The organism is Citrobacter sp. MGH103, from assembly GCF_001034475.2.
GTDB lineage: Bacteria > Pseudomonadota > Gammaproteobacteria > Enterobacterales > Enterobacteriaceae > Citrobacter > Citrobacter freundii.
Genome location: NZ_CP073043.1, coordinates 2,880,191 through 2,905,113, shown reverse-complemented (window position 1 = coordinate 2,905,113; position 24,923 = coordinate 2,880,191). Strand labels below are relative to the sequence as shown.

General features: G+C 48.5%; 26 protein-coding genes and 3 pseudogenes. 16 read left to right on the top strand and 13 right to left on the bottom strand.

All coding sequences use genetic code 11. From position 1 onward, the window contains the following. Nucleotides 1–59: 59 nt before the first annotated feature. The 6 genes from purB to rluE are packed head-to-tail and all read right to left on the bottom strand — an operon-like array spanning nucleotide 60 to nucleotide 5,337. The gene (purB, locus tag SK33_RS14050) at nucleotides 60–1,430 is read right to left on the bottom strand and encodes an adenylosuccinate lyase (RefSeq protein ID WP_032949068.1); all 1,371 of its coding nucleotides are present in this window, start codon (nucleotides 1,428–1,430) and stop codon (nucleotides 60–62) included. Between the two features lie 3 nt (nucleotides 1,431–1,433). Continuing rightward, nucleotides 1,434–2,075 (bottom strand): high frequency lysogenization protein HflD, encoded by a 642-nt coding sequence (hflD, locus tag SK33_RS14045; RefSeq protein ID WP_003841885.1) that lies wholly within the window; start codon nucleotides 2,073–2,075, stop codon nucleotides 1,434–1,436. A gap of 34 nt (nucleotides 2,076–2,109) precedes the next feature. Then, nucleotides 2,110–3,216 (bottom strand): tRNA 2-thiouridine(34) synthase MnmA, encoded by a 1,107-nt coding sequence (mnmA, locus tag SK33_RS14040; RefSeq protein WP_003832402.1) that lies wholly within the window; start codon nucleotides 3,214–3,216, stop codon nucleotides 2,110–2,112. Between the two features lie 53 nt (nucleotides 3,217–3,269). Beyond that, nucleotides 3,270–3,731: an NUDIX hydrolase gene (locus tag SK33_RS14035; RefSeq protein ID WP_048219074.1), complete on the bottom strand. Its 462-nt coding sequence runs from the start codon at nucleotides 3,729–3,731 to the stop codon at nucleotides 3,270–3,272. Nucleotides 3,732–3,740: 9 nt separating this feature from the next. Beyond that, entirely contained in the window at nucleotides 3,741–4,679 is a 939-nt protein-coding gene (locus tag SK33_RS14030; protein ID WP_048219072.1) for a hypothetical protein, read from the bottom strand. Nucleotides 4,680–4,713: 34 nt separating this feature from the next. After that, a complete protein-coding gene (gene rluE, locus SK33_RS14025) occupies nucleotides 4,714–5,337 on the bottom strand; it encodes a 23S rRNA pseudouridine(2457) synthase RluE (protein WP_048219070.1) in 624 nt (207 codons plus the stop codon). Between the two features lie 202 nt (nucleotides 5,338–5,539). On the opposite strand from rluE, the gene icd reads away from it, so the two are divergent. Beyond that, nucleotides 5,540–6,790 carry an NADP-dependent isocitrate dehydrogenase gene (gene icd, locus SK33_RS14020; protein WP_003030769.1) on the top strand — a complete coding sequence of 417 codons (1,251 nt, stop codon included), beginning with the start codon at nucleotides 5,540–5,542 and terminating at the stop codon, nucleotides 6,788–6,790. 136 nt (nucleotides 6,791–6,926) lie between these two features. Here icd and SK33_RS14015 read toward each other — a convergent pair whose 3' ends face one another. Together SK33_RS14015 and SK33_RS14010 are read right to left on the bottom strand one after the other, a co-directional pair. Beyond that, nucleotides 6,927–7,436 (bottom strand): DedA family protein, encoded by a 510-nt coding sequence (locus tag SK33_RS14015; protein ID WP_003030767.1) that lies wholly within the window; start codon nucleotides 7,434–7,436, stop codon nucleotides 6,927–6,929. A gap of 174 nt (nucleotides 7,437–7,610) precedes the next feature. After that, nucleotides 7,611–7,853 carry a DinI family protein gene (locus tag SK33_RS14010; protein ID WP_003840850.1) on the bottom strand — a complete coding sequence of 81 codons (243 nt, stop codon included), beginning with the start codon at nucleotides 7,851–7,853 and terminating at the stop codon, nucleotides 7,611–7,613. A 79-nt stretch (nucleotides 7,854–7,932) separates the two neighbouring features. Between SK33_RS14010 and SK33_RS14005 the strand changes: the two are divergent. Beyond that, a pseudogene (locus SK33_RS14005) lies at nucleotides 7,933–8,130 on the top strand (S24 family peptidase); the annotation flags it as partial. 112 nt (nucleotides 8,131–8,242) lie between these two features. On the opposite strand, the gene arsH reads toward SK33_RS14005, so the two are convergent. Beyond that, on the bottom strand, nucleotides 8,243–8,941 hold the full coding sequence (gene arsH / locus SK33_RS14000; protein WP_008320415.1) for an arsenical resistance protein ArsH: 699 nt from the start codon (nucleotides 8,939–8,941) through the stop codon (nucleotides 8,243–8,245). An 85-nt stretch (nucleotides 8,942–9,026) separates the two neighbouring features. Here arsH and SK33_RS13995 point away from each other — a divergent pair, with 85 nt between their 5' ends. From SK33_RS13995 to SK33_RS13980, 5 genes and pseudogenes are all read left to right on the top strand, one after another. Continuing rightward, on the top strand, nucleotides 9,027–9,347 hold the full coding sequence (locus SK33_RS13995; RefSeq protein WP_003030762.1) for a transcriptional regulator: 321 nt from the start codon (nucleotides 9,027–9,029) through the stop codon (nucleotides 9,345–9,347). A 44-nt stretch (nucleotides 9,348–9,391) separates the two neighbouring features. Continuing rightward, nucleotides 9,392–10,681, top strand: coding sequence for an arsenic transporter (locus tag SK33_RS13990; RefSeq protein ID WP_003030761.1), 1,290 nt, complete (start codon nucleotides 9,392–9,394; stop codon nucleotides 10,679–10,681). A gap of 12 nt (nucleotides 10,682–10,693) precedes the next feature. After that, entirely contained in the window at nucleotides 10,694–11,119 is a 426-nt protein-coding gene (arsC, locus tag SK33_RS13985) for a glutaredoxin-dependent arsenate reductase (protein WP_003030760.1), read from the top strand. 282 nt (nucleotides 11,120–11,401) lie between these two features. Further along, nucleotides 11,402–11,476, top strand: a pseudogene (locus tag SK33_RS26755) (hypothetical protein); the annotation flags it as partial. 516 nt (nucleotides 11,477–11,992) lie between these two features. After that, a complete protein-coding gene (locus SK33_RS13980; RefSeq protein ID WP_003846687.1) occupies nucleotides 11,993–12,247 on the top strand; it encodes a hypothetical protein in 255 nt (84 codons plus the stop codon). 60 nt (nucleotides 12,248–12,307) lie between these two features. On the opposite strand, the pseudogene SK33_RS26750 reads toward SK33_RS13980, so the two are convergent. Together SK33_RS26750 and SK33_RS13975 are read right to left on the bottom strand one after the other, a co-directional pair. Then, nucleotides 12,308–12,408: pseudogene (locus SK33_RS26750) on the bottom strand (cytochrome b); the annotation flags it as partial. Nucleotides 12,409–12,512: 104 nt separating this feature from the next. Continuing rightward, on the bottom strand, nucleotides 12,513–12,785 hold the full coding sequence (locus SK33_RS13975; RefSeq protein WP_003030757.1) for a hypothetical protein: 273 nt from the start codon (nucleotides 12,783–12,785) through the stop codon (nucleotides 12,513–12,515). Nucleotides 12,786–13,024: 239 nt separating this feature from the next. On the opposite strand from SK33_RS13975, the gene SK33_RS13970 reads away from it, so the two are divergent. Further along, nucleotides 13,025–14,548, top strand: a complete 1,524-nt coding sequence (locus SK33_RS13970) for an EAL domain-containing protein (RefSeq protein ID WP_003846686.1) — start codon at nucleotides 13,025–13,027, stop codon at nucleotides 14,546–14,548. A 169-nt stretch (nucleotides 14,549–14,717) separates the two neighbouring features. Beyond that, nucleotides 14,718–14,915, top strand: coding sequence for a hypothetical protein (locus SK33_RS13965; protein ID WP_003030753.1), 198 nt, complete (start codon nucleotides 14,718–14,720; stop codon nucleotides 14,913–14,915). A 31-nt stretch (nucleotides 14,916–14,946) separates the two neighbouring features. On the opposite strand, the gene waaZ is transcribed toward SK33_RS13965, so the two are convergent. Then, a complete protein-coding gene (gene waaZ, locus SK33_RS13960) occupies nucleotides 14,947–15,723 on the bottom strand; it encodes a 3-deoxy-D-manno-oct-2-ulosonate III transferase WaaZ (RefSeq protein WP_048219067.1) in 777 nt (258 codons plus the stop codon). Between the two features lie 424 nt (nucleotides 15,724–16,147). Then, nucleotides 16,148–18,235 (bottom strand): TonB-dependent receptor, encoded by a 2,088-nt coding sequence (locus tag SK33_RS13955; protein WP_048219066.1) that lies wholly within the window; start codon nucleotides 18,233–18,235, stop codon nucleotides 16,148–16,150. Between the two features lie 394 nt (nucleotides 18,236–18,629). On the opposite strand from SK33_RS13955, the gene SK33_RS13950 reads away from it, so the two are divergent. The 7 genes from SK33_RS13950 (at nucleotide 18,630) to leuE (ending at nucleotide 24,908) form a co-directional block, all read left to right on the top strand. Further along, a complete protein-coding gene (locus SK33_RS13950) occupies nucleotides 18,630–20,252 on the top strand; it encodes an ABC transporter substrate-binding protein (RefSeq protein WP_048219064.1) in 1,623 nt (540 codons plus the stop codon). Beyond that, a complete protein-coding gene (locus SK33_RS13945) occupies nucleotides 20,252–21,226 on the top strand; it encodes an ABC transporter permease (protein WP_003846681.1) in 975 nt (324 codons plus the stop codon). The genes SK33_RS13950 and SK33_RS13945 overlap by 1 nt, the downstream gene beginning before the upstream one ends. Beyond that, nucleotides 21,216–22,028, top strand: coding sequence for an ABC transporter permease (locus tag SK33_RS13940; RefSeq protein WP_003030742.1), 813 nt, complete (start codon nucleotides 21,216–21,218; stop codon nucleotides 22,026–22,028). Before SK33_RS13945 ends, SK33_RS13940 begins: the two co-directional genes overlap by 11 nt. Then, nucleotides 22,022–22,816, top strand: a complete 795-nt coding sequence (locus tag SK33_RS13935) for an ATP-binding cassette domain-containing protein (protein WP_048219062.1) — start codon at nucleotides 22,022–22,024, stop codon at nucleotides 22,814–22,816. The genes SK33_RS13940 and SK33_RS13935 overlap by 7 nt, the downstream gene beginning before the upstream one ends. Continuing rightward, complete coding sequence (locus SK33_RS13930; RefSeq protein WP_003030739.1) at nucleotides 22,800–23,390, top strand: ATP-binding cassette domain-containing protein; 591 nt, start codon at nucleotides 22,800–22,802, stop codon at nucleotides 23,388–23,390. Before SK33_RS13935 ends, SK33_RS13930 begins: the two co-directional genes overlap by 17 nt. A 128-nt stretch (nucleotides 23,391–23,518) precedes the next feature. Further along, nucleotides 23,519–24,130 (top strand): metal-binding protein ZinT, encoded by a 612-nt coding sequence (gene zinT, locus SK33_RS13925; RefSeq protein WP_231865366.1) that lies wholly within the window; start codon nucleotides 23,519–23,521, stop codon nucleotides 24,128–24,130. A 139-nt stretch (nucleotides 24,131–24,269) separates the two neighbouring features. Continuing rightward, on the top strand, nucleotides 24,270–24,908 hold the full coding sequence (leuE, locus tag SK33_RS13920) for a leucine efflux protein LeuE (protein ID WP_048219937.1): 639 nt from the start codon (nucleotides 24,270–24,272) through the stop codon (nucleotides 24,906–24,908). Nucleotides 24,909–24,923: the final 15 nt, after the last annotated feature.

The following is a 24,923-nucleotide window of genomic DNA, read 5'->3' as shown; positions in this document are numbered from 1 at the left end:
AAAAAGCCGGAATCGCTTACGCTTATCCGGCTTCTGTTCAGCATCTGGGGAGTTGCTGATTACTTCAGTTCATCAACCATGGCGATGGCGCGACCAATATAATTGGCAGGCGTCATTGCTTTCAGGCGAGTTTTCTCTTCTTCCGGCAGTGCCAGACCATCGATAAACTGCTTCATACCTTCGGCGTCAACGCGCTTGCCACGGGTCAGTTCTTTCAACTTCTCGTACGGCTTCTCAATACCGTAGCGACGCATCACGGTCTGAATCGGCTCTGCCAGAACTTCCCAGTTATGATCCAGTTCATCCAGCAGATGATCGCGGTTCACTTCCAGTTTGCTAACCCCCTTCAACGTAGACTGATAGGCGATCAACGCATAGCCGATACCCACACCCAGGTTACGCAGAACGGTAGAATCAGTCAGATCACGCTGCCAGCGGGAAACCGGCAGTTTACTCGCCAGGTGCTGCAGAACCGCGTTAGACAGGCCCAGGTTACCCTCAGAGTTTTCGAAATCGATAGGGTTCACTTTGTGTGGCATGGTCGAAGAACCGATTTCGCCCGCGATAGTTTTCTGTTTGAAATGGTTCAGTGCCACGTAGCCCCAGACATCACGGTCAAAGTCGATCAGGATGGTGTTGAAACGGGCGATGCAGTCGAACAGCTCGGCAATGTAGTCGTGCGGCTCAATCTGCGTGGTGTACGGGTTCCACTGGATGCCCAGCGAGGTGACAAATTCTTCGCTGAACTGATGCCAGTCAACTTCCGGGTAAGCGGCGATGTGGGCGTTATAGTTACCCACAGCACCGTTGATCTTACCAAGAATTTCAACCTGATTGAGTTGGCGATACTGACGCTCCATACGGTAGGCCACGTTAGCCATTTCTTTGCCCAGCGTAGACGGAGTGGCTGGCTGACCGTGGGTACGGGAGAGCAGAGGAATATCGCGGTACTGTACAGACAGATCTTTCACCGCGTCGATAAGCTGGCGCCAGTACGGCAGAACCACTTCGTCGCGTGCGGTTTTCAGCATCAGCGCGTGAGACAGGTTGTTGATGTCTTCTGAGGTACACGCAAAGTGGATAAATTCGGAAACGGCGTGCAGTTCCGGGATATCCGCTACTTTCTCTTTCAGGAAATACTCAACTGCCTTCACATCATGGTTGGTCGTACGTTCAATGGTTTTGATGCGCGCAGCATCTTCTTCATTGAAGTTAGCGACGATCGCATCAAGGAAACCGATTGCGTCGGCAGCAAAAGCAGGAACTTCCTTGATCGCTGCGTGCGCGGCCAGTTTTTGCAGCCAGCGTACTTCAACCTGTACGCGGAATTTCAGCAAACCGTATTCGCTGAAAATCCCGCGCAGCGCGCTGACTTTATCGCCGTAGCGTCCATCGACAGGGGAAACGGCGGTCAGTGAGGATAATTCCATAGATCACAACTCCGGGGTTAAATGAGCAAGAATTTGTTTTGCCTGAGTCGTCAGGCGATTACGAGAAAACATGAGTTGCAGACGGCCTCCACCAACCTGATGCCAGAGCACGGCAGCACGGATGCCAGCCAGCAGCGAAGCGCGTACTTTAGCCTGTACCTGCGGGCTCTGGAGGATGGCCGGGGAACCCGTGACCTGAATACGCGGGCCGAGTGGGCTGATGACGTCAACATAAATGCCAGCCATCGCACTCATCAACGTTTCTGACTGCAAATCAAAATGGTCCAGCTGGCGCTGCAAGCCGCTGATACGGTCTCCCAGCGTGTCCATAGCGCCCTTGGCCGCTGACAGCTTACGCTCCAGCACCATCAGGCTTAGCGTGTAACGAGTGAGTTCAGCGTTCAGTCCCTGGCGACTGCTGGCGTTCAGTACGCCGAGCATTGTTTCCAGCCCCAAACGCAGGTTGGCCTCGCTGCCGCCAAACACGCCCAGCGTAGAGCTGGGATTCATGTCGATGACACTGTTCAGTGAAACGTGTAATGCATCGGCATCACAATGCCCCTGGTGCGCCAGTTCCTGCACCAGGCGTGCCGACTGGCAAATGCCTGCCAGGGCGAGGGTGATGTCATAATAATTCTTTGCCACGTTCACTGCTTCCTTGTATCAAATGTGTAAGTAATTATACAGGCAGAGGCAATCGTTGTTCGATAATGCCGCCGCCGAGGCACACTTCGCCATTGTAAAAGACAGCCGACTGACCCGGCGTAACCGCCGCGACTGGCTCGTCGAAAATGACTTCAATACGCTCAGCATCCAGTGCTTTAACGGTGCACGGAATGTCGGTCTGACGATAGCGGGTTTTCACCGTACAGCGCATGGTACCAGTGAACGGTTCGCGATCGACCCAATGCAGCTGTTGCGCCACCAGGCCAACAGACATCAGACGTGGATGTTCATGACCCTGAGCGACAACCAGAATGTTGTTCTCAACGTCTTTATCCACTACATACCATGGATCTTCTGTCCCTTCTTTCGTTCCGCCAATACCCAGACCTTTACGCTGACCCAGAGTGTGGTACATCAGCCCCTGATGCTGGCCAATCTCTTCACCATCAACGGTGATGATTTTGCCTGGCTGAGCCGGCAGGTAGCGACCAAGAAATTCGCGGAACTTACGTTCGCCAATGAAGCAGATGCCGGTGGAGTCTTTTTTCTTGGCCGTAATCAGACCAAGGTCTTCGGCAATTTTACGCACCTGCGGTTTTTCCAGTTCACCGACCGGGAACAGGCTTTGCGCGATTTGCTCATGGCCGAGCGTATAGAGGAAATAACTTTGGTCTTTATTACCATCGAGCCCACGCAGCAGGCGACTTTTGCCGTCGACATCTGCGCGACGCACATAGTGACCGGTGGCGATGTAATCGGCACCTAAATCTTCGGCGGCAAACTCAAGGAAGGCTTTAAACTTAATTTCTTTATTACACAGAATATCCGGATTCGGCGTACGGCCCGCTTTGTACTCTTCAAGGAACAGTTCAAAGACGTTGTCCCAGTATTCTGCGGCAAAGTTGACGGTATGCAGTTCAATGCCGAGTTTGTCACAGACAGCCTGTGCATCCGCAAGGTCGGCTGCCGCTGTGCAGTATTCCTCGCCATCGTCCTCTTCCCAGTTCTTCATGAACAGGCCTTCTACCTGATAGCCCTGTTGTTGTAACAGCCAGGCAGAAACGGAGGAATCGACACCGCCGGACATGCCGACGATCACTTTTTTTGGGCTTTCAGACATAGGAATACTCACAACATTGAACTTCAAGGCGGCATATTCTAGCACGCAGCCCTTTACTTGACACCCTCTGTAAACGGCCAGTTAAATTCACCGATCATCGCCAGCGGGTAGCGCTGGCCGCTCTGATAACAGCGAATACTCTCTGCAACCAACGGCGAACGCAGGTTTGGCGCAGAGAAAATCTCTTCTGCGCTGACCCAACGACAGCAATCAATATCGCTGTCATGGGGTTCAGTAGCGCACATATTGGCAAGCTCGATAGTGAAAAGAAAACGCAAAAAGGGCGTTCTGTCCGGCGCAATCCATTGATGCATACGAACAAAATGCTGTGGCTGTGCTTTAATGCCCGTTTCTTCCCATAGTTCGCGTGCTGCGGCTTGCACCAGCGTTTCGTCGGCTTCCAGGTGTCCTGCGGGTTGATTCCACAAGGCCTTGCCATTGATCGTTTCTTCAACGACTAAGAATTTATCTTCTGCATGCACAATGCAGGCGACCGTGACGTGCGGTTTGAACATGTTTCCCCCTTATTCCTCAGCAAAACCTTCGGCAACATCTGGCCAACTAATTTCACCGCTGGTCTTGTCGATACTGATATAAGCCACAGGAGGCGACGTTTGTGGGTCGGCCCCTCCGCGACAAAATGCAGTTTGATGATCCTCGCGTACGATAATCTCAATGGCCTTTTTAGCATTCCAGCTTTCATAAAAAATACATTGATAGTCGTGACGTAGCCCAAGGGTGGCGACTCTCGTTGCCTTGTCTGTCGACAGCGGGTTGATGTCGTCGCGATAGCGGTCACCGCTGTTTAAAGCCTTTAACTGCGACTTTTTTAACCAGCCGCGTACGATATGGCGATCGGTGGTGTAGTAGACTGCTTCCATAAAATCATCGTTGGATTGTTCTTGTACAGAGACGAGGTCGCCGGGCACTAAAAATACGGATGGGCTGCGACACTGTTCGGTTGGCATCGCATAGAACCATGCGCGGGCGTCTCCCATTACCTGATAGTGGTTTGCGAAGGAGTAGGGCAAGTACCCACGCTGTGACATCTCTTTATTTGCCCATGACTGGCAAGACGCGCTTGCTACAAGCGGGCTGGATAACAGCGTTAATCCATCAGCCGAGACCCACCCGGTGGCAAAGGCTCCTTTAGCGTCCCGATAACGTACGTAACGATAAGGCTCATCTTTGGAAAGCATGCCCGTGCTTTTGTAGCGCTGCGAACTCCTGAGCACCTCAACAGTGTCGCCATTGACCATGAACGCGGGGAGTTGACACTCTGTTGCTGGTGCAGAATAGAAATGCAGACGTGAGTCGGTTTTTACTTTGGCAGGCTCATAAAGGTAGTTTGCCTCTCCTGCTGCAATTCCGGCAATCGCCTCACAGTCCAGTTTTGCTGAACAAAACGGTGACACGCCGAGCAGGATGAATGCTGCAAAAAGCTGTTTATCCATATTTTTCATTCTTCCCTGTTAACACTCACGTTAAACCGTACGGTTATGATTTAAGTTCCCGCCACTCGCCGTTGGCGAGATTATCCAGCGTGTAATCCCCCATGGCATAGCGGATGAGGCGCAGCGTAGGAAATCCAACATGCGCGGTCATACGACGTACCTGACGGTTGCGGCCTTCATATAAGGTGACTTTCAACCAACTGGTGGGAATGTTTTTTCGTTCCCGAATCGGCGGATTTCTCGGCCACAGCCATACGGGTTCCTCTACTACCTCAATGCCTGCGGGTAGCGTGGGGCCATCATTGAGCGTTACTCCGGTACGCAGGGCGTCCAGCGCTTCTGCCGTCGGCTCGCCTTCAACCTGGACGTAATAAATTTTCCCGGTACGCTTTCCGGGTTGCGTTAACCGCGCCTGCAGTGCGCCGTCATTGGTCAGCACCAAAAGCCCTTCGCTGTCCCGGTCGAGTCGGCCCGCCGCATAAATTCCCGGCAAGGGAATAAAATCTTTTAACGTGCTTCTGCCAGCCTCGTCAGTAAATTGTGGCAAAACATCGTAGGGTTTATTGAACAAAACCACGCGTTTTGGCTGGTTTTCTTTACGCTGCTTAGTGACTTGTCGTGAGCTGAATCGCTCAACCCGGTGATTTCTAAAAGAAGTTTTTTGCATGGTATTTTCAGATTATATCAATTGCCGCATTATAGCCTAAGAACGAGTGTCTTTCATGGCGACGAACATTAGGGTAGTATTGACATGCTCATTACAAAACATTAACAAAAAATTGCTCTAACGCATTCGTGCAGCAGGACGCAAACGCACATGCAGCGCGATGACAGACGAGCAGAACCAGAAGCGCTCGAAGGAGAGGTGAATGGAAAGCAAAGTAGTTGTTCCGGCGGAAGGTAAGAAGATCACCCTGCAAAACGGCAAACTCAACGTTCCTGAAAATCCGATTATCCCGTTCATTGAAGGCGACGGTATCGGCGTTGATGTAACCCCACCGATGATCAAAGTTGTCGATGCTGCTGTCGAGAAAGCCTATAAAGGCGAGCGTAAAATCTCCTGGATGGAAATCTACACCGGCGAGAAATCCACTCAGGTTTATGGCCAGGACGTCTGGCTGCCTGCTGAAACCTTAGATCTGATTCGTGAATATCGTGTTGCCATTAAAGGCCCTCTGACCACCCCTGTTGGCGGCGGTATTCGCTCTCTGAACGTAGCTCTGCGTCAGGAACTTGATCTGTATGTTTGCCTGCGTCCGGTGCGTTATTATCAGGGTACACCAAGCCCGGTTAAACATCCTGAACTGACCGATATGGTCATCTTCCGTGAAAACTCCGAAGATATCTACGCGGGTATCGAGTGGAAAGCTGACTCTGCCGATGCTGAGAAAGTGATTAAATTCCTGCGCGAAGAGATGGGTGTGAAGAAAATACGCTTCCCGGAACATTGCGGTATTGGTATCAAACCGTGTTCTGAAGAAGGGACTAAACGTCTGGTACGTGCAGCGATTGAATACGCCATCGCCAACGATCGTGATTCAGTTACCCTGGTACACAAAGGCAACATCATGAAGTTCACCGAAGGCGCGTTCAAAGACTGGGGTTACCAGTTAGCGCGTGAAGAATTTGGTGGCGAACTGATCGATGGCGGTCCATGGGTGAAAATCAAGAACCCGAAAACCGGTAAAGAGATCGTGGTTAAGGACGTCATTGCCGATGCGTTCCTGCAACAGATCCTGCTGCGCCCGGCTGAGTATGACGTGATTGCATGTATGAACCTGAACGGTGACTACATCTCCGATGCGCTGGCCGCACAGGTTGGTGGTATTGGTATCGCGCCGGGTGCAAACATCGGTGACGAATGCGCACTGTTCGAAGCAACCCACGGTACTGCACCGAAGTATGCAGGTCAGGATAAAGTGAACCCAGGTTCTATCATTCTGTCTGCAGAAATGATGCTGCGCCACATGGGTTGGGTAGAAGCGGCTGACTTAATTGTTAAAGGTATGGAAGGCGCAATTAACGCCAAGACTGTAACCTATGACTTCGAACGTCTGATGGACGGCGCTAAGCTGCTGAAATGTTCAGAGTTTGGTGACGCGATCATCGAAAATATGTAATCCACATTCTGGGTTGTATGAGAACGGGAGCCGATTGGTTCCCGTTTTTTTTGTGCCTGATAAATTCTTTCCCTGTCATTTTATCCGCCCAGTACCAGGGGGGATCAGGGCTTGTTGTGGTCTATTTATGTCTGGTTTAGCTAAAAAAAGGCAAAACGAGACTAAAGCCTCCGACATAAAGCGCTGACCAGGTCGCCGCAGAGATCAGACTGACTGCATACACTTTCACTGGATGAAGATGCAACATTCCAGCAACTAATGGCACAATGTAACGCAGCACGGCAATAAAGCGCGAAGTAAAAAGTATCGGTACAGAACTGTTTTGCAACCGGCGTCGAACCCGTACTACTGTATCGGCATGACGCGACATGATGCGTGCCAGCCAGGGTAGATGTCCCATCATCATTCCAAGGTGATAATTAACAATTGTCCCGCACCATGCGCCAATCATTACAGCAATTCCCGCTTCCCATGGCGCAATAGTCGCCTTGCCGACGGAAATTACAGCAACCAACATAACAGATGCTGGCGGTAATACAGCTGAAATGAGGAACGTAGATTTTGCGAATGCTATTCCAAAAAGCAGGCCCCACAGGCTGAAAGGATGAAGCGCGAAATGGCTCATCAACGCGTTTACCCACTCCATCAATGCTTCTCCATTTAAGGTTCCTTGGCTATTTAACCGCGATACGGCTTAATCAGGCCTCAACACAGATGAATTACTGACTGCTGCACTTAATCCCGGCTGTGACAGCTATCTGCGTATAGCAGCAGAATACAGTTGGGCGGGATAGGGTAAAGGAAGATGAATCGAACGCACTTAATCTGAAACCAGCCACATATCAGCCTCTTCAAACATTTCCTGGACAGTACGGCTTATCTGTTCCTTCTCGTGCTTGCTGGCGTCAGTGTTGATCGCCGGCAATGTCATCATCGGTTTAACCCGGACATCAGCGTCGGGGAAAATCCGGTGAACCCTCTTGGTCAATTCGCCCAGAATGATATCTTTTGCACCGGGCAGACCATCAAAATTCCTTTTGTCATAAACGAGTTCCACGAACATTGCTTATCGCTTCATTGCTGGATGGATATACAGTATTTGTGCTGTATTTTTTATCCGGTATTCAAGAGAGGGCATAAACATGGGCTTTCCTTCACCTGCGGCAGATTATGTTGAAACACGAATCTCCCTCGATCAGCAACTAATCAGCCAGCCCGCAGCGACTTATTTTATGCGGGCATCGCGTTCACATTTCAGGGAAGGAATACTTCAGGGGGCGCTGTTTGTTGTGGATGCGTCACTTACTGCCTGCGATGGCTCATTGCTGATATGTGCAATTGTAAGTAGCCCGCATAATCGTGCCGTTCACATTTAGAGATCATCCGGCATAATCAATCTGCCAAAGCGGACATTGGTAAGCTCATGCAGTATGGATTCACGAAGAACATACGTTATATTTTGTCCTGATTGACACGGGATGAAAGCTCCTGATGACTCTCTTTTCGCTCGCTGTAACGATCTGCAAGATAACTGGTTTGTCCCTTAAGCAGCAGCGTGATTTTAAACAGCTCCTCGGCTACATCGACGATGCGGTCATACCATGAAGAAGGTTTCATTCGTCCGTTTTCGTCGAACTCTTGCCATGCCTTGGCTACAGAGGACTGGTTGGGGATCGTAAACATCCGCATCCAGCGACCAAGTATACGCATCTGGTTCACGGCATTGAAGGACTGTGAACCACCGCAGACCTGCATTACTGCAAGTGTTTTGCCCTGCGAAGGACGAATCGCTCCTTCACTTAAGGGGATCCAGTCAATCTGCGCCTTCATGACTGCGCTCATAGCACCGTGCCGTTCCGGAGAACTCCACACCATCCCATCACACCATCTGACCAGACCGCGCAGCTCGGTGACTTTGGGATGCGTGTCCGGCGCATCATCCGGCAGGGGTAAACCGGAGGGGTTAAACAGTTTCACCTCCGCGCCCATCGCCGTCAGCAGGCGACCGGCTTCCTCCGCGGCAAAGCGGCTGTAGGAGCGCTCTCTCACTGAACCATACAGGATCAGAATCCGTGGTGGCTCCTGCACGTTCAGGCGTTCAGCGATGTGTTGATCAAAGCATGCAGTATTCAGGGCAGGAAATTGTTCCATTTTTCTCCTCCAGAGAGAGCAGATGATTTCAAAGTTGATACATATGATTTACCATATGTGTATTCTAAAGGGAGCGGAGAGAAAAATGCTACAACCTGTTCAGCTTTTCAAAATCCTGTCAGATGAAACACGTCTCGCCATTGTCATGCTTCTGCGGGAGTCCGGAGAACTGTGCGTGTGCGATATCTGTGCAGCTACCGCCGAATCACAGCCCAAAATATCACGCCATATGGCCGTCCTGCGCGAGGCAAAGCTTGTTCTTGATCGTCGGGAAGGGAAATGGATCCACTATCGTCTGTCACCTCATATTCCGGCGTGGGCCGCTGAGACAATCACGACATCCTGGCTGTGCCTTCGGGAGGATGTGCGGGAATGGTTGGCAAAGTCGGCCTGTACCTCCTGCTGAGGCAGGAAAACATATTTACATAATCATATATAACGGAGTCTGAAATGTTTTTGGCAGGGAGTATATTTTTACTGACGCTGGTACTGGTTATCTGGCAACCCAGAGGCCTGAGTATTGGCTGGAGCGCGAGTATTGGAGCTGCGCTGGCGCTGGGAACCGGAGTCATCCATATCGCTGATATTCCCGTTGTCTGGAATATCGTCTGGAACGCGACAGCGGCATTTATTGCGGTCATTATCATCAGCCTGTTGCTTGATGAGTCCGGCTTCTTTGAATGGGCCGCACTGCACGTCTCCAGCTGGGGTAACGGACGTGGCCGCCTTTTGTTTACCTGGATAGTCTTGCTTGGTGCCGCTGTTGCTGCGTTGTTTGCCAATGACGGCGCTGCGCTGATCCTAACGCCGATTGTAATTGCGATGCTGCTCGCACTGGGATTCAGCCAGGGCACGACATTGGCGTTTGTCATGGCTGCAGGATTTATTGCAGATACGGCCAGCCTGCCGCTAATTGTTTCTAACCTGGTGAATATCGTCTCGGCGGACTTTTTCGGTCTGGGCTTTACGCAGTATGCCTCCGTTATGATCCCCGTAGATGTGGCAGCGATTGCGGCCACTCTGGTCATGCTGCATCTCTTCTTCCGCAGGGACATTCCGGCGACGTATGACGTTTCGCTGCTGAAGACGCCTGCCAGTGTGATAAAGGATCCGGCAACGTTCAGGGCGGGCTGGATTGTCCTGTTATTGCTGCTTGTCGGTTTCTTTGTTCTGGAGCCACTGGGGATCCCGGTCAGTGCGATAGCGGCTAGTGGCGCAGCAATACTGTTTATAGTGGCGAAAAGAGGTCATGCCATCAACACCGGAAAAGTCCTCCGCGGTGCGCCATGGCAGATCGTTATTTTTTCGTTGGGTATGTACCTGGTGGTCTATGGCCTGCGCAATGCAGGGCTTACGGAGTATCTGTCTGACGTGCTGAACCTACTGGCAGAAAAGGGGTTATGGGTAGCAACGTTCGGCACCGGCTTCCTGACCGCGTTCCTGTCGTCGGTGATGAACAATATGCCGACGGTGCTGATTGGCGCACTGGCGATTGACGGGAGCACGGCGACTGGCATCGTCAAAGAGGCAATGATTTATGCCAACGTGATTGGCTGCGATTTAGGTCCGAAAATCACCCCGATTGGCAGTCTGGCAACCCTGCTTTGGCTGCATGTGCTTGCCCAGAAAAATATAACGATTACCTGGGGATATTACTTCCGCACGGGTATTATCATGATTCTGCCCGTGCTGTTTGTCACTCTGGCCGCGCTGGCGTTGCGGCTCTCCATCACTTTGTAATGAGATACAGATATGAGCAACATTACCATCTATCATAACCCTGCCTGCGGCACTTCTCGCAACACGCTGGAGATGATCCGTAACAGCGGCAACGAACCAACGATAATTTATTATCTCGATACGCCACCGACCCGTGATGAGCTGATTCAACTTATTTCAGATATGGGAATTACGGTGCGTGCATTACTGCGTAAGAATGTTGAGCCTTATGAACACCTGGGTCTTGATGAAGAGAAATTTAGTGATGAGCAGTTGATTGATTTCATGCTTCAACATCCGATCCTGATTAATCGGCCGGTAGTCGTTACGCCGCTTGGCACTCGTCTTTGCCGCCCTTCAGAAATAGTGTTGGATATCCTACCGGAAGGTCAGAAAGGAGCGTTTACCAAAGAGGATGGCGAGAAGGTCATTGACGAAACGGGTAAGCAGATTAAGTAATCTGCCACTTCAAAATACCGGATGTCTGTTCACGCTATGCGGGCGTCCGGTTTTCGCTCAAATCGGACCTCTGCGGCAGCAACAGCTTTACCATCGAGGCTTGCCATTAGCGGTAGTGTGTTGAATGAGCTGGCGTGAAAAACTTGGATTCTTGGCGAAAACTCTTCCCCAAAACTAAAATCAAAGTTTAGATAATCAATGAGTTTAAAATGGTAGCTACTGGCTGATTTGAAAGTAGAGAGGATGATAATTTCAACTTTATCAAATGATTGCTATGATTTTAGCAATGTAATGCTGCGCCACATGGGTTGGACCGAAGCGGCTGACTTAATTGTTAAAGGTATGGAAGGCGCGATCATCGAAAACATGTAATCCAGATTCTGGGTTGTATAAGAATTGGAACCGATTGGTTCCCGTTTTTTTACCTGCAAAGTGCTTTCCTGGAACTTAGACTATTAAACTCATTTTAATAGCACTAAAGATTTAATTTTTATCTTTGTCATTACAATTCTATTTATTGATAAAAGATATCCATATCTTTCAATATTTATTTAAACCGATTCGGGCATGAGAACTAAATATAATTGAGTGGAGTTTGTATGTTATTAATTATTATATGTAAAACAGTCGTTTTAAAAACAAGAAAATATTGGGAGTATATTAAAGATGGTGCGTTTTAATGTTGTTTTACTCTAATGTTAAATCCATTTTTATCAACATGTTATGATAATTTATTATCCTGAATATTAATAATGTCCAAAAAAGAACATTTTTCTCGATTGATTTTTTATTACCTTTCTGTTTTTATCTTGGCGACATGTTTGAGAAATAAAATTCAAAGCATGACTCCTTGTTATGTATGTAACTTACTATATGAATAAATTAATGATAATACTGGTTGCGTTTTCTACTGTTTCTTTGATGTCTGGTTGCGTATCAGAAGAACAACGCTTAGCAAAGTGCGAAGCGAAGGGAATTAGCCGTGATGTTTGTTATCACGAAGAAAAAGAATATTGGAATAATTACAGTGCTAACATGAGTCGACTGCAGGCTGCTAATACACAAGCAGATGCTTTTAAAGAGTCTATGAGTGATCGCAAGAAGCATAAGCATTATGATGACGATTAATATTTTAGACCACGTACATACTGTCTTGAGTGCTTATTTTCTTAACATTATAATCATTTATTAATTATTCAAATGCTTATGCTCAGGAATCACTCTCAAAAGCGTATTTTTTTCTGTATATAGTGATGAAATAATGCAGCGCCAGTATGGACTGCAATCAGAAGTAACAGATATTAGCGAGTTGACTCCCCCCAAGGCCAGAGGTATTTATGATAACAATGGCCTTACTTTGGTTTGAGAAAAACGCTTCGCCTGCTGAATGCAATCATTCTTTTGATGAAAGTTTGTATGGGAATACGTGCAGGGCATTGGCTGCAATGGGGTAAACACCAAGGCCTTCTGTTCGAGCTTTAATTTCCTCGAATGAGAGTGAAGGGGAAGGTTCTCGTCCTCCCCACAGATTAATACCTTCAGGAACATCGTCCCGACTGTACTCCTCGGCGATCTCAATAGTTCCGCCGCTATTCAATTCGATCACGACGCTTTTTCCGTCAACAGGAATGAGATTCCCTTCATTGTCAGTGATAAAGATTTTCATTTGCTTACCTCTTATTAGTACATTCATATGATAGCAAAATCGGAAGGAGGGATGTCATTATTGTTATGATCTTTTCAGGGTTAATTTTATATAAAAATCAATTTCTTATGTTGTGGCTTTGGAAGTGTGACTGGGCGCATGGCGACTTTTGATTCTATCTACCATGCTCTGTAGAGATAAACTAGAACACGTCAATGCTCATCGCAACGACTGATCAGTTTTCGCCACGGGACATGAGAATGCGCAAAGTACTTTTACCGGTAACCGCTGCGGTGTGTCTTTTTTTGATCGGTGTTTTTATTCTTAATATGCAGCTTTGGTATTCCTCTTCGACAGAAACCCTTGGAGGAGCCAGATATGCCGCGAAAAATATGGATAACATACTGGATGAAGCTTTCCAGGCAACTCGAACCGCTATGCACATCGCCGAAAAAAAATGCGATCTGGAGGGTCAATACCAACTTGGAACTGAAGCTGCACTTCGCCCTCATTTGCGAACGCTGATCATTATCCGACAGGGGAAGCTTTGGTGTACGTCACTGCCAGGTAATCGGATCTTGCTTAAGCAAATTCCGGTGATTGCTGATACAAATTTGCTGCTTACTCCCGCAAGAAATACGGAAAATGAGATACCCGTTCTGCTGTATCAAACTCGTTTTCAAACCAACCACATCATTGTCACCATTAGCGGGGTGCATATCCGTGGAGCATTGAATGTTCCGTTAAAGGGGGTGACATATTCACTACTCGTAGGTGACGAAGTGCTTGGTTTATTGGGCGATGTGGAAACCGTTACAGCAAGCTCACAGATGTCTGGTCAGGTGAATTCCGCAAAGTATCCGTTCAGCATTATTTATAATGAACCGCCATTGTTTAGTGCAAAAAGGCTGGTTACACAAGGTTCAGGGATTCTGGTTTTTATCCTGTTAATATCTTTCGCAGCCGCTTATGCCATTGATAAATATCTAAATAAGAACGATACCCCAGAAGAAACGTTGCGCAGAGCGATAGTAAAAGGAGAGATCGTGCCTTTTTATCAACCTATCGTAAATGGTCGTGAAGGGACGTTACGCGGTGTTGAAGTACTGGCCCGATGGAAACATCCAAAAGCCGGATATATCTCTCCTGCCTCCTTCATTCCCGTCGCCGAAAAATCAGGCCTGATAGTGCCACTAACTCAAAGTCTGATGAGGCAGGTTGCGGCGAATATGAACGCCATTGCCAGCAAACTGCCATCTGGATTCCATGTTGGTATTAACTTCAGCGCATCCCATATCACTTCCCCTACATTTGTTGAAGAGTGTCTGAAATTCAAAGATAGCTTCAGCCGCCATGATCTCAACCTGGTGATTGAAGTTACTGAGCGTGAGCCATTACATGTAGATGAAGAACTTGTGCAGAGGCTCAATATCCTGCATGAAAATGGCTTTGTGATTGCGCTTGATGATTTTGGTACGGGCTATTCTGGGCTTTCTTATTTGCATGACCTGCACATTGATTACATTAAAATCGATCAGAGCTTTGTGGGAAGGGTTAATGAGCTTCCCGATTCAACCCGAATTTTGGATTGTGTTCTCGACCTGGCGCGCAAGCTGTCTTTAAGCATCGTTGCAGAAGGAGTTGAAACGAAGGCTCAGCTCGATTATCTCAACAAAAACAACATTGTTTTCCTGCAAGGGTACTATTTCTATAAACCAGTAACCTTCACTGAGTTCGTCATGATTCTGCTGGCAAAGCCTAAAGTGAAGGTTTTTGTCGAATAAATACAGGATAACCTTATTGATGAAAAGGGAGCATGAAATCTGCTTCGGGAGTAAAAATCCGACGATTATCTTTATCGTGAGACAAATCTCAGATTCTGTTATGTAAAACCTATACCCTTATTGATGTGGTGGTTATTTGTGTTTTCATATACAGCAACTGGATAATGGCATGGCAGATATAACATTCGCGATGGAGCGTGATTCAAGTCACAGAGCGGCGAAAAAAAAGTTGGATGTGCGAGACAATACGAAGTACGCAAACCGCAACCAGCTTGCGATTGCCGCAGTACTGTTTTTAGGCGGTATCGTCGGGGTTATTGTTTTGGCATTGTATCTCATGGCGCAAGAAGGGGTGTTTCTGTATTAATTGTTTAAATATTCTCACCGTTGGTGTATTGCTAGTAGGAGGCGGAACAAGCTATTTCTTCTGTATTGATGAATGGAATAACATCGTAGGGAATAGCTGTTTGTGGAGAAAGATTGTAGATCTTACTGTCATAGTGGCTACTTACATAAGAAAATGACCTTAATATAAAGCTAAGATCAGCAGGTAGAGTCGTGGGTTGAGCGTTAACTTCATTGTAAAACCGTTTACAGCCACCTTTCAAATCTAAACCTGAAAAAATTATTCTTTCAAATTTTAGACTAATGGCTATTTGTAACGCGCTAAATGCGACTGTAGCACTACCAAAATGACCATGTGTTACATCAGTTGAAAATGCGATTGTTTTCACTTTTCTGAATGCAGAGCATTTAATTCGGAGATTCCTGTTAGTCATTGTTTTTATTTTATAGCGAATCTTTCTACCGATACCACCTCTGGATTTGCAAATGTCCTTTAACAGAAAACATGTGTTGAGCAAGTTCCCTGCCTCTGTTGAATCAGCTCTTTTAATAACATCTTCACTAATAAAGGTATGCTGAGCATAGGCGGAATACTTATAAAATAATTCTTTATTGTTTTCATAAAAAGAACCGTCACAAACAACATAAAGAAATACAGGGATATTGTTGTTAATTAAATAGCCTGCGCTACCATTTACGCAAATGCAGCTTTTACTACGCATTATCTCAAGGGGCGTATCTAATGATGAAGGTCCAGACAAGTAAATAATACAATCATCGGAAACTCTTTCACCCATTATTCCATTAAGTATTTCGTGTGTGATGAGCATGGCGGTTACCGTGGATGTTATTTTTGAAATAATAACATTGAGTATCCGTTCCAAATCAAAGAAGATGTTTCTTTTTGTTTTTCAAACTTGAAGAATTGATTATGTGAATGTATTTTTATTATTATTTTGATAAATGTTTTTTTGAGGGTAAGGTCTGGTAACTCAGAAAAATATGATGATGTTGGCTTTTGTTTTTCGATTTTTAAAATCCAGGCATTTGTTGTGTGAATAAATCTGATTCTGGTGTTCTTGCCTGGTAAGAATTTAACATGAAAATTAGTTACTTTTAGTTACAGGTGGCTGAGAGTGTTTTAATCATATCCTTATAAAGAGTGCGATTTTATAACATCATCCGCCTGTTATTTGATGTAACATAATTCCTGACGGGCTATCAATTCCAGTCCGTCAGGAAGGGAAAACAACATTAGAACTGATAGTTTAACGATACCCAGTAGTTACGACTCGGGTTTACGTATCCGGTGGTGGATTGTGCAGTCTGATAATAATCACCTGCGTAGGTGCTATTACGGCCCACCTGGTAAAGTTTAACCTCGCTAAAGTCTTTATCCAGCACGTTATTAACTGCCGTATTAAGTGTCAGATCTTTGGTCAGTTTGTAAGACATTCCCATGTCCAGGACGGTCCAGGCTTTTAAATTAGCACCTTTATCGTCATAGACGGCTTTTTGTACTGCGCTGAGATTGTCGTAATTTTCCGTGAAGCGTGGGGCCTTACCGCGATAACGTGCGCTCAGCCAGGCGTTCATATCTTCCGTTGCCTGCCAGTTCAGACGGGCGTTAGCCATATGCTTTGGTGTATAGCTTAACGGCGCGCCTTTATTGTCACCATCTTTTTGCTTGCTCTGAGTGTAGGTGTAGTTGAGAGATAAGGTCAGCACATCCGACCATAGAGGGAAGGTGCTGGCAAATTCAACGCCATCGGTCCTCGCCTTGCCGCTGTTGGTATAACTGTTGGTATTATCATCGATAGAATACGAGACAATTTTATTTTTGTATTCAGTATAGAAGCCGGTAATGTTGGCGTTAAGCCCGGCGTTGTTCTCGTAATACAGCCCGGTTTCGTAGCTGATGCTTTCCTCAGGTTTGAGGTCCGGGTTCCCGACCGTATTCACCGTTCCTTGTGCGGTTACGCCGCTGATCCCGTTATGCAACTGGCTCAGTGATGGTGCTTTATAACCTGTCGTTACGCCGCCTTTGAGCGTCCATTCGTCGGAAACATCCCAGACCATATAGGCTCGTGGGCTGAGATGACCGCCAAAGACATCGTTATGCTCATAGCGTGTTCCTGCGGTTAAGGCCAGCGAATCGAGAATATGCCATTCATCTTCCGCATAGGCTGCCCACGTTTTTTGGTGGAACGTCTCGCCGGTATTGGCCAGCACCACACCATCTTTCATTCGTGCATCCCAGTATTCCCCGCCAAGGGTTAAGAGGTGCGAATCACCTAATGGTGTCAGTAGCACTGAGTCTAGTATGACGTTGGTGTTCTTCAGTTCACGCGCGTCACCGGCCCGACCTGCGTTCTCTGGTGTGAGTGCGGAGGAGACCAGTTGTCGGCCTTTGTTCTCGGTCTCATTCCAGCCGAGGGAGGATTTCCAGGTGCCAAACGTTAAGGCTGTATCGTGGCCGAGGGTCACTTTGTTACGCTCATAGCGCAGCGTTTTATCATAACCTCCCGTCAGGTTACCCAACTGACCGTCATCGTTGTCATAACGCTGTCTGGCGGAGTCGAGATCCAGCCACAGCGTATTGCTTTCGTTGGCTTTCCAGTCGAATCGCGTGCCAATATTGTAGTTTTCCGACTCGGTTGGATAAGGTACGCGGGTGGAAGAGGTATCGCTCAGCGAAGTGACGCTGGAACCCTGACGCTGGGTTGTGCTCCCCCGAACCTGCATATCCAGTACGCCCGCGATTAACGGGCCGCTTGACCAGAAGTTGGCGACCGTACTGTTACCCCATTTATTACTCTCTTGCAGGTTAACGCCGGTATTGATGGAAGTGCTCCATTTATCGGTGCTTTTTTTGGTGATGATATTCACCACGCCACCGATTGCGTCGGAGCCATAAAGCGTCGACATCGGGCCGCGGATAACCTCAATATGATCGATTGCCGCCAGCGGGGGCATAAAGCTGGTATTCATGGCAGAGAAGCCGTTTGGCGTCACGTCGCTGCTGCCGTTTTGACGAATACCGTCAATCAGGATCAAGGTATAGCTGGCGGGCATGCCACGGATGCTGATCTCCAGACCGCCAGTTTTACCGGTGCTGCTTTCAACATCTACCCCTTCAACAGAACGCAGGGCTTCACCTAAGTCATTATATTTATTGGTTTGTAACTCTTGCTGCGAAATAACAGAGACGCTGGCGGCGGCATTGGTGATTTTCTTTTCGTAACCGGAAGCGGTTACCACCATGACATCTTCAGCAAATACCAGGGGGCTGGAAAATCCTAAACAGGACAGAACGACAGAGGCAACAGGTTTTAAACGCATAGTCAAACTTCCTTTGTTAAAAATCAAAGGCAGTAAGATAAGTGATCGTAATGATAATACAAATAATTATCATTACAAATTTACATAACTTGTCACTTCTGGTGTTTTTTTTGAATAAATATACATAAATTGTCATGAATTTTAGATAAGGGAATAGTGGGGAGGGTAAATAGTCCGCATGGGTAATTATTAGATAGGGATTAATATTCTTTGAATAAATGGCGAGGGATTAATCTATATTCTGAGATTCACATCGTACTCATAACGGAGTATCAGAAAAAAGTATGATAATTTTAGAAAATCGTCATACTTTTCTGCGCCGCATCATTTTTTTCGTCATTTCTGTCCGCCATAATCCCTTCCCCAGGAGACTGCTTAACGACTGTAAATCGTTATGCAGCATAAAAATAACGTAAATCTGGATAACATAATGATCAAAGGCAAGCTGGCACTGCTTACGTGCGCATTGACTCTCGCATTAACCTCACCACTTCTCGCCGCGCAAAATGCGAGCGAAGGGCAGACGTTAAAACTGGCAATTGGACCGGAGCCAACGGAAGGTTTTGACCCGATGCTGGGCTGGAGTCATGGCAGCTATCTGCTTTTGCATGCACCATTATTAAAACAAAATGCAGATATGAGCTGGGGAAACCTGCTGACGGAAAAAGTAGAGACCAGCGCAGACGGCAAAACCTGGACGTTGACGTTAAAACCTGACCTTAAATTCTCTGATGGTTCGCCGCTAACCGCTGAAGACGTGGTGTTCACCTATAACAAAGCAGCAAAAAGCGGCGGCAAAATTGATATGGGGAACTTCACCCATGCCAGTCTGAAAGATAACCGCACGGTAGAAATTACGTTACGTAGCCCGCAAAGTACCTTTGTGAACGTGCTGGGTTCATTAGGAATTGTTCCGCAAAAACGGTATGACGAAAAAACATTCGCTAAAAATCCGATTGGCGCGGGTCCGTATCGACTGGTGAGTTTTCAGCCGGGGCAGCAGTTGATCGTTGAGGCTAACCCCTGGTATGCCGGTAAGAAAAATGATTTCAGTAAGCTGGTGTTTGTCTTCCTTGATGAAGATAACGCTTATGCCGCAGCGCGCAGCGGCCAACTGGGACTCGTACGTATCGCGCCATCGATGGCGGTCGCTCCTCAGCAGAAAAATTTGAAACTTTGGGTACGCGACAGCGTGGAAAACCGGGGCATTGTGTTCCCGATGGTTCCTGCAGGTAAAAAAGACGCCAATGGCTATCCGATTGGGAACGATATCACTGCCGATGTTGCCATCAGGCGCGCCATCAACTACGCCATCGACCGTAAGCAGCTTGCCGATCAGGTCATGGAAGGTCATGCGATTCCGGCGTATAGCGCGGTTCAGGGTCTGCCATGGCAGGGACAATCAGTTGCGTTCAAAGATGGCGATAGCGAAAAAGCGCGAACGATTCTGGAAGAAACCGGCTGGAAGGTGGGTAAAGACGGCGTACGTGTGAAGGACGGTAAAGAGGCTCGCTTAACGTTGTGGTACGCCAGCGGTGACAGTACACGCCGGGATTTAGCCGAAGCCGTACGTGCGATGCTGGAGCCAGTGGGTATTCAGATTTCTCTGCAATCCGGGAGCTGGGAAACTGTTGAGCGGCATATGCATGCCAACCCGACGCTGTTTGGCTGGGGAAGTCTGGATCCGATGGAGCTTTTCCATCACTACAGTAATCAGGCTGCGGGCGTGGAATACTACAATCCAGGCTATTACAGCAATCCTGTCGTTGAGCAGCATCTTAAACAGGCAATTGACGCTCCGGACTGGCAAAAAGCGTTGCCGTTCTGGCAACAAGTTGAGTGGGATGGCAAGCAAGGGGCTGGCGTGCAGGGCGATGCTGCCTGGGCATGGCTGCTGAATATTCAGCATACCTACCTGGCAAATCCGTGTATTGACTTAGGTAAAGGCGCACCGGAGATTCACGGTAGCTGGTCACTGCTCAATAATCTGGACGAATGGACCTGGACCTGCCGTTGATGAAGTCTGTTGTGGGCCATTTTCTACGGCTGATAGTGTTATTAGTGCTGGTTGCGGCTGGCACTTTTGTGCTGCTCAGCTTTTCTCCGGTCGATCCGATTCGGGCTTATATCGGCAACGATCTCTTGCATGTGCCGCCGGAGCAATATGCGCGTATCGCGGCTCGCTGGGGATTGGACCAACCGCTATGGGAGCGTTTTAGTCACTGGTTTGTCCGTGTATTACAGGGCGATCTCGGCTATTCAATGTTGTTTAACGCACCGGTTGCCAGCGTGATCAAGGAACGCTTTTCTACCTCGTTTGCGCTGCTTGGTGGCGCGTGGCTGCTCTCTGGCATATTGGGAACGGCAATGGGGTTTGTCGCGGGTCGCTACCTGAATCGCTGGCCGGATAAAGCAATCTGTCGCCTCAGTTATCTGCTTTCTTCGCTGCCGACCTTCTGGATTGGCATGCTGTTGCTGGCGTTATTTGCCGTGCGCTGGCCGGTATTTCCGGTCTGCTGCGCGTGGGAGCCGGGCAACAGCGGCGATATGGCGACGCTGACTGAGCGTCTGCGCCATTTGGTGCTTCCCGTTTGCGCGCTCAGTTTGCTGGGATTGGGACAAATTACGCTTCATACACGGGAAAGCATCGCCAGCGTGATGAAGAGCGATTTTGTCCGTTTTGCGCGTTCTCAGGGAGATAAAGGCTGGTCACTGTTACGCCATCAGGTTCTGCGTCATGCAATTACGCCTGCGCTGTGTTTGCAGTTTGCCTCGCTGGGGGAGCTGTTGGGAGGCGCATTATTGGCCGAAAAAGTCTTTGCTTACCCGGGACTGGGGCAGGCCACTATTGATGCTGGATTACGTGGAGATCTGCCGTTACTGATGGGAATTGTATTGTTCAGTACCGTATTGGTGTTTATTGGTAACTCGCTGTCTACCTGGCTTGTCCGTATGTTGAACCGTGCTCTGGAACGACCTGATGCTCTATAACCCGACGCCGACGCTGATTCGTCTTTTGCTCTCTTTTAGCTGCCTGTTATTCATTGCAGTGTATGGTGCCGCAATGCTGGATAACCCGTTGAGCGTTAATCTGCTTGCCCGTCATCTTCCGCCTGATGCGCTGTACTGGTTTGGCACCGATAACCTCGGGCGCGATCTGTGGATCCGTTGCTTTCAGGGCGCGTTAACCAGTCTGCAAATTGGTATTGGTGCGGCGTTGTGCAGCGGTTTCATTGCGTTAGTGATGGCGGCGGTTTCGCGCATACATCCGCGTCTGGATGTGCTTATGCGTCTGATTACTGATGCCATGCTGTCGATGCCGCATCTGCTGTTGCTCATTTTGATCTGCTTTACGCTGGGCGGCGGGAAAAACGGCGTGATTATGGCGGTTGCGCTGACCCACTGGCCGCGTCTGGCGCTGATCCTGCGTGCTGAAGCGCAGCGCGTGGCCCACAGTGACTACTTGACGCTGACCTGGCGTCTGGGACACGGACATTTTTACTGCTGGCGACATCACTATCTACCCGCCTTATTACCTCAATGGCTCACGGGAACACTGCTGATGTTTCCCCACGCGGTGTTGCACAGTGCGGCGTTAAGCTTCCTCGGTTTTGGGCTGGCACCGCATGAACCGTCACTGGGACTGCTGCTGGCGGATGCGCTGAGATTTATCAGTCATGGCGATTGGTGGTTGGTGCTGTTTCCGGGACTGATGCTGTTCAGTCTGGTGATGTTATTCGATCAGCTCGCAAGGGCGGTACATCGTTTATGGTTACGAGGTGACGCATGTTGAGTTTAAGACAGGTCTCGCTGGAGGTGGCGCGTTATCGCTGGTACGGCGCGAGAAACTGGTCTTCGCTGTTGCAGGATATCTCTTTCGACGTGGTACCGGGTCAAATGGTGGCGTTAGTGGGAGGAAGCGGGGAGGGTAAGAGCCTGCTGCTGCAATGCCTGCTCGATCTCTTACCGGAGAATTTGCGCTTCCAGGGCACTATCACGCTGGAGGGCAAAACGCTGAACAGCGATGATATTCGCCAATGTCGTGGCAATACCTTCAGCTATGTCCCGCAAGGCGTTCAGGCGCTTAACCCGCTGCTCTCGATTGAAAAGCATCTGCGCAGGGCATGCCAGCTTTCTGGCCAGCAATGGAATGCCGGAAATATTGAACGATTGCTCCAGCGTAGCCGACTGGAAAGTCGCGTATTAGATGCTTTTCCGCGCCAGCTTTCAGGCGGTATGGCGAAACGTGTCCTGGCCTGTCATGCGTCTCTGAGTCAGGCTCGCTATATTCTGGCGGATGAAATTACCGCCTGGCTTGATGCACCTCTGGCTAATCAACTCCTTGAACAGTTGCGTGAGCAATGTGAGCAAGGGGCTGGCGTTTTATGGGTAACGCATGACCTCACGCTGGCGGCCCGCCATGCGGATCGTATTGTCGCGCTGCATCAGGGAAGGGTGTCGGATAACGTCAGCCGGGAACAGCTGTTACGCGGAGAGATTAGCGAACATCTGCAACGACAATGGCGGGCGCTGCCTGAAAGAAATCAACTTTTTGGAGAGCGCGATGTTGTGCTGTCGTGATGTAACAATCCGTCAGGGAGAAAAGGTTCTGTGGCAAAATCTGACCTTCTCTCTACACCCTGGAGAACGTATTGGGATTTGTGCGCCAAGTGGGACGGGCAAAACGACGCTGGGACGCGTGCTGGCGGGCTGGCAGAAACCAACTTCGGGTGACATTCTGGTTGATGAACAACCGTTGCCGATGCACCAGTATTGCCCGGTGCAACTGGTGCCACAGCATCCGGAATTAACTTTTAACCCCCGACGCAGCACCGGTGATGCGGTTCATGATGCCTGGCGACCGGATGCTGAAATGCTTACCCGTCTTCACATCAACCCAGAGTGGTTAACTCGCCGCCCCGGACAACTTTCTGGCGGTGAACTGGCGCGAATTGCTTTACTTCGTGCGCTGGACCCGCGGACACGTTTTCTTATTGCTGATGAAATTACCGCCCAGCTCGATCCTTCCATTCAACGGGATATTTGGGCGCTGCTGCTTGAAGAATGCCAGCGTCGACCGTTGGCTATGCTGATTATCAGCCATCAGCAGGCCCTGCTTGATCAGCTTTGTTCCAGCAAACTCATTGTAACGTGAAATGAGATAGAGGCTTGTAGCTGGTCTATTGATTAAATTGATACGTTATATTATAACATTTCACTCGCAAATGATTTGAGGGTGAAATTTTGGCTATTTGTATTAATAAACTGACAATTGCTCTGGGGATGCTTTTAGTCAGTGGTTCGGTTATGGCGCACGGTCATCATTCCCATGGTGCGCCGATGAGCGAAGCAGAACAAAAGGCGTCGGAAGGGGTTTTTGATGATAACCAGGTGCAAAATAGGGCGCTGACCGACTGGGATGGCATGTGGCAATCTGTCTATCCGTATCTGGTCAGCGGCGAGCTTGATCCGGTCTTCAAAAAGAAAGCGGAGAAAGACAAAAGCAAAACGGCAGAACAAATTAAAGATTACTACCGTAAAGGTTATGCAACCAACGTAGACACCATCGGCATCGAAAATGACGTAATGGAATTTCACACCGGTAATCAGGTTGCATCATGTAAATACGACTACGCCGGTTATAAAATTCTGCACTATAAGTCAGGCAAGAAAGGTGTACGTTATCTGTTTGAGTGTAAAGACGCTAACAGCAAAGCACCTAAATACGTGCAATTCAGCGATCATATTATCGCGCCGCGTAAATCGAGCCACTTCCATATCTTTATGGGAAATACCTCGCAGGCAGCTTTGCTTGAAGAGATGGAAAACTGGCCTACCTACTACCCTTACCAGTTGAAGGGAGAAGAGGTTGTGGATGAGATGCTGCACCATTAATCCGGGCTAACCTTATCTGTACACACCCGTCACCAGTGGCGGGTTTTTTAATTCATAACCTTCTCTTTCCATCACCCGATGCATTCGTTAGCATATTGTCTCGCAGCAAGTGCATGTGTTTTTTCAGGAAGAGGTTAACGTGTTCGCAGAGTATGGAGTTCTGAATTACTGGACGTATCTGGTGGGGGCTATTTTTATCGTGCTGGTACCGGGGCCAAATACGATATTTGTGTTGAAGAACAGCGTTGGTCGGGGAGTGAAGGGCGGTTATCTCGCCGCAAGCGGTGTGTTTATCGGCGATGCCGTGTTAATGTTTTTGGCCTATGCCGGAGTTGCCGCATTGATCAAAACAACGCCCGTTTTGTTCAACATCGTTCGCTATCTTGGCGCGTTTTATCTGCTGTACCTCGGTGCGAAGATCCTGTATGCAACACTGAAATCGAAAGCAAGCGATGCCTCGCCTGAAGAAGTCCCGTTTGGCGCTATTTTTAAACGTGCGTTAATTCTGAGCCTGACGAATCCTAAAGCTATTTTGTTTTATGTTTCGTTCTTCGTGCAGTTTATTGATGTCAATGCGCCGCACTCAGGGCTGTCATTCTTTATTTTGGCTATTACGCTTGAGATAGTGAGCTTTTTCTACCTGAGCTTTCTTATTTTCTCCGGCGCGTTCGTGACGCAGTATATCCGTACGAAGAAAAAGCTGGCCAAAGTGGGTAATTCCCTTATTGGTCTGATTTTTGTTGGTTTTGCCGCTTGTCTGGCCACGCTTCAGTCGTGACGCCATTGGCCCGTT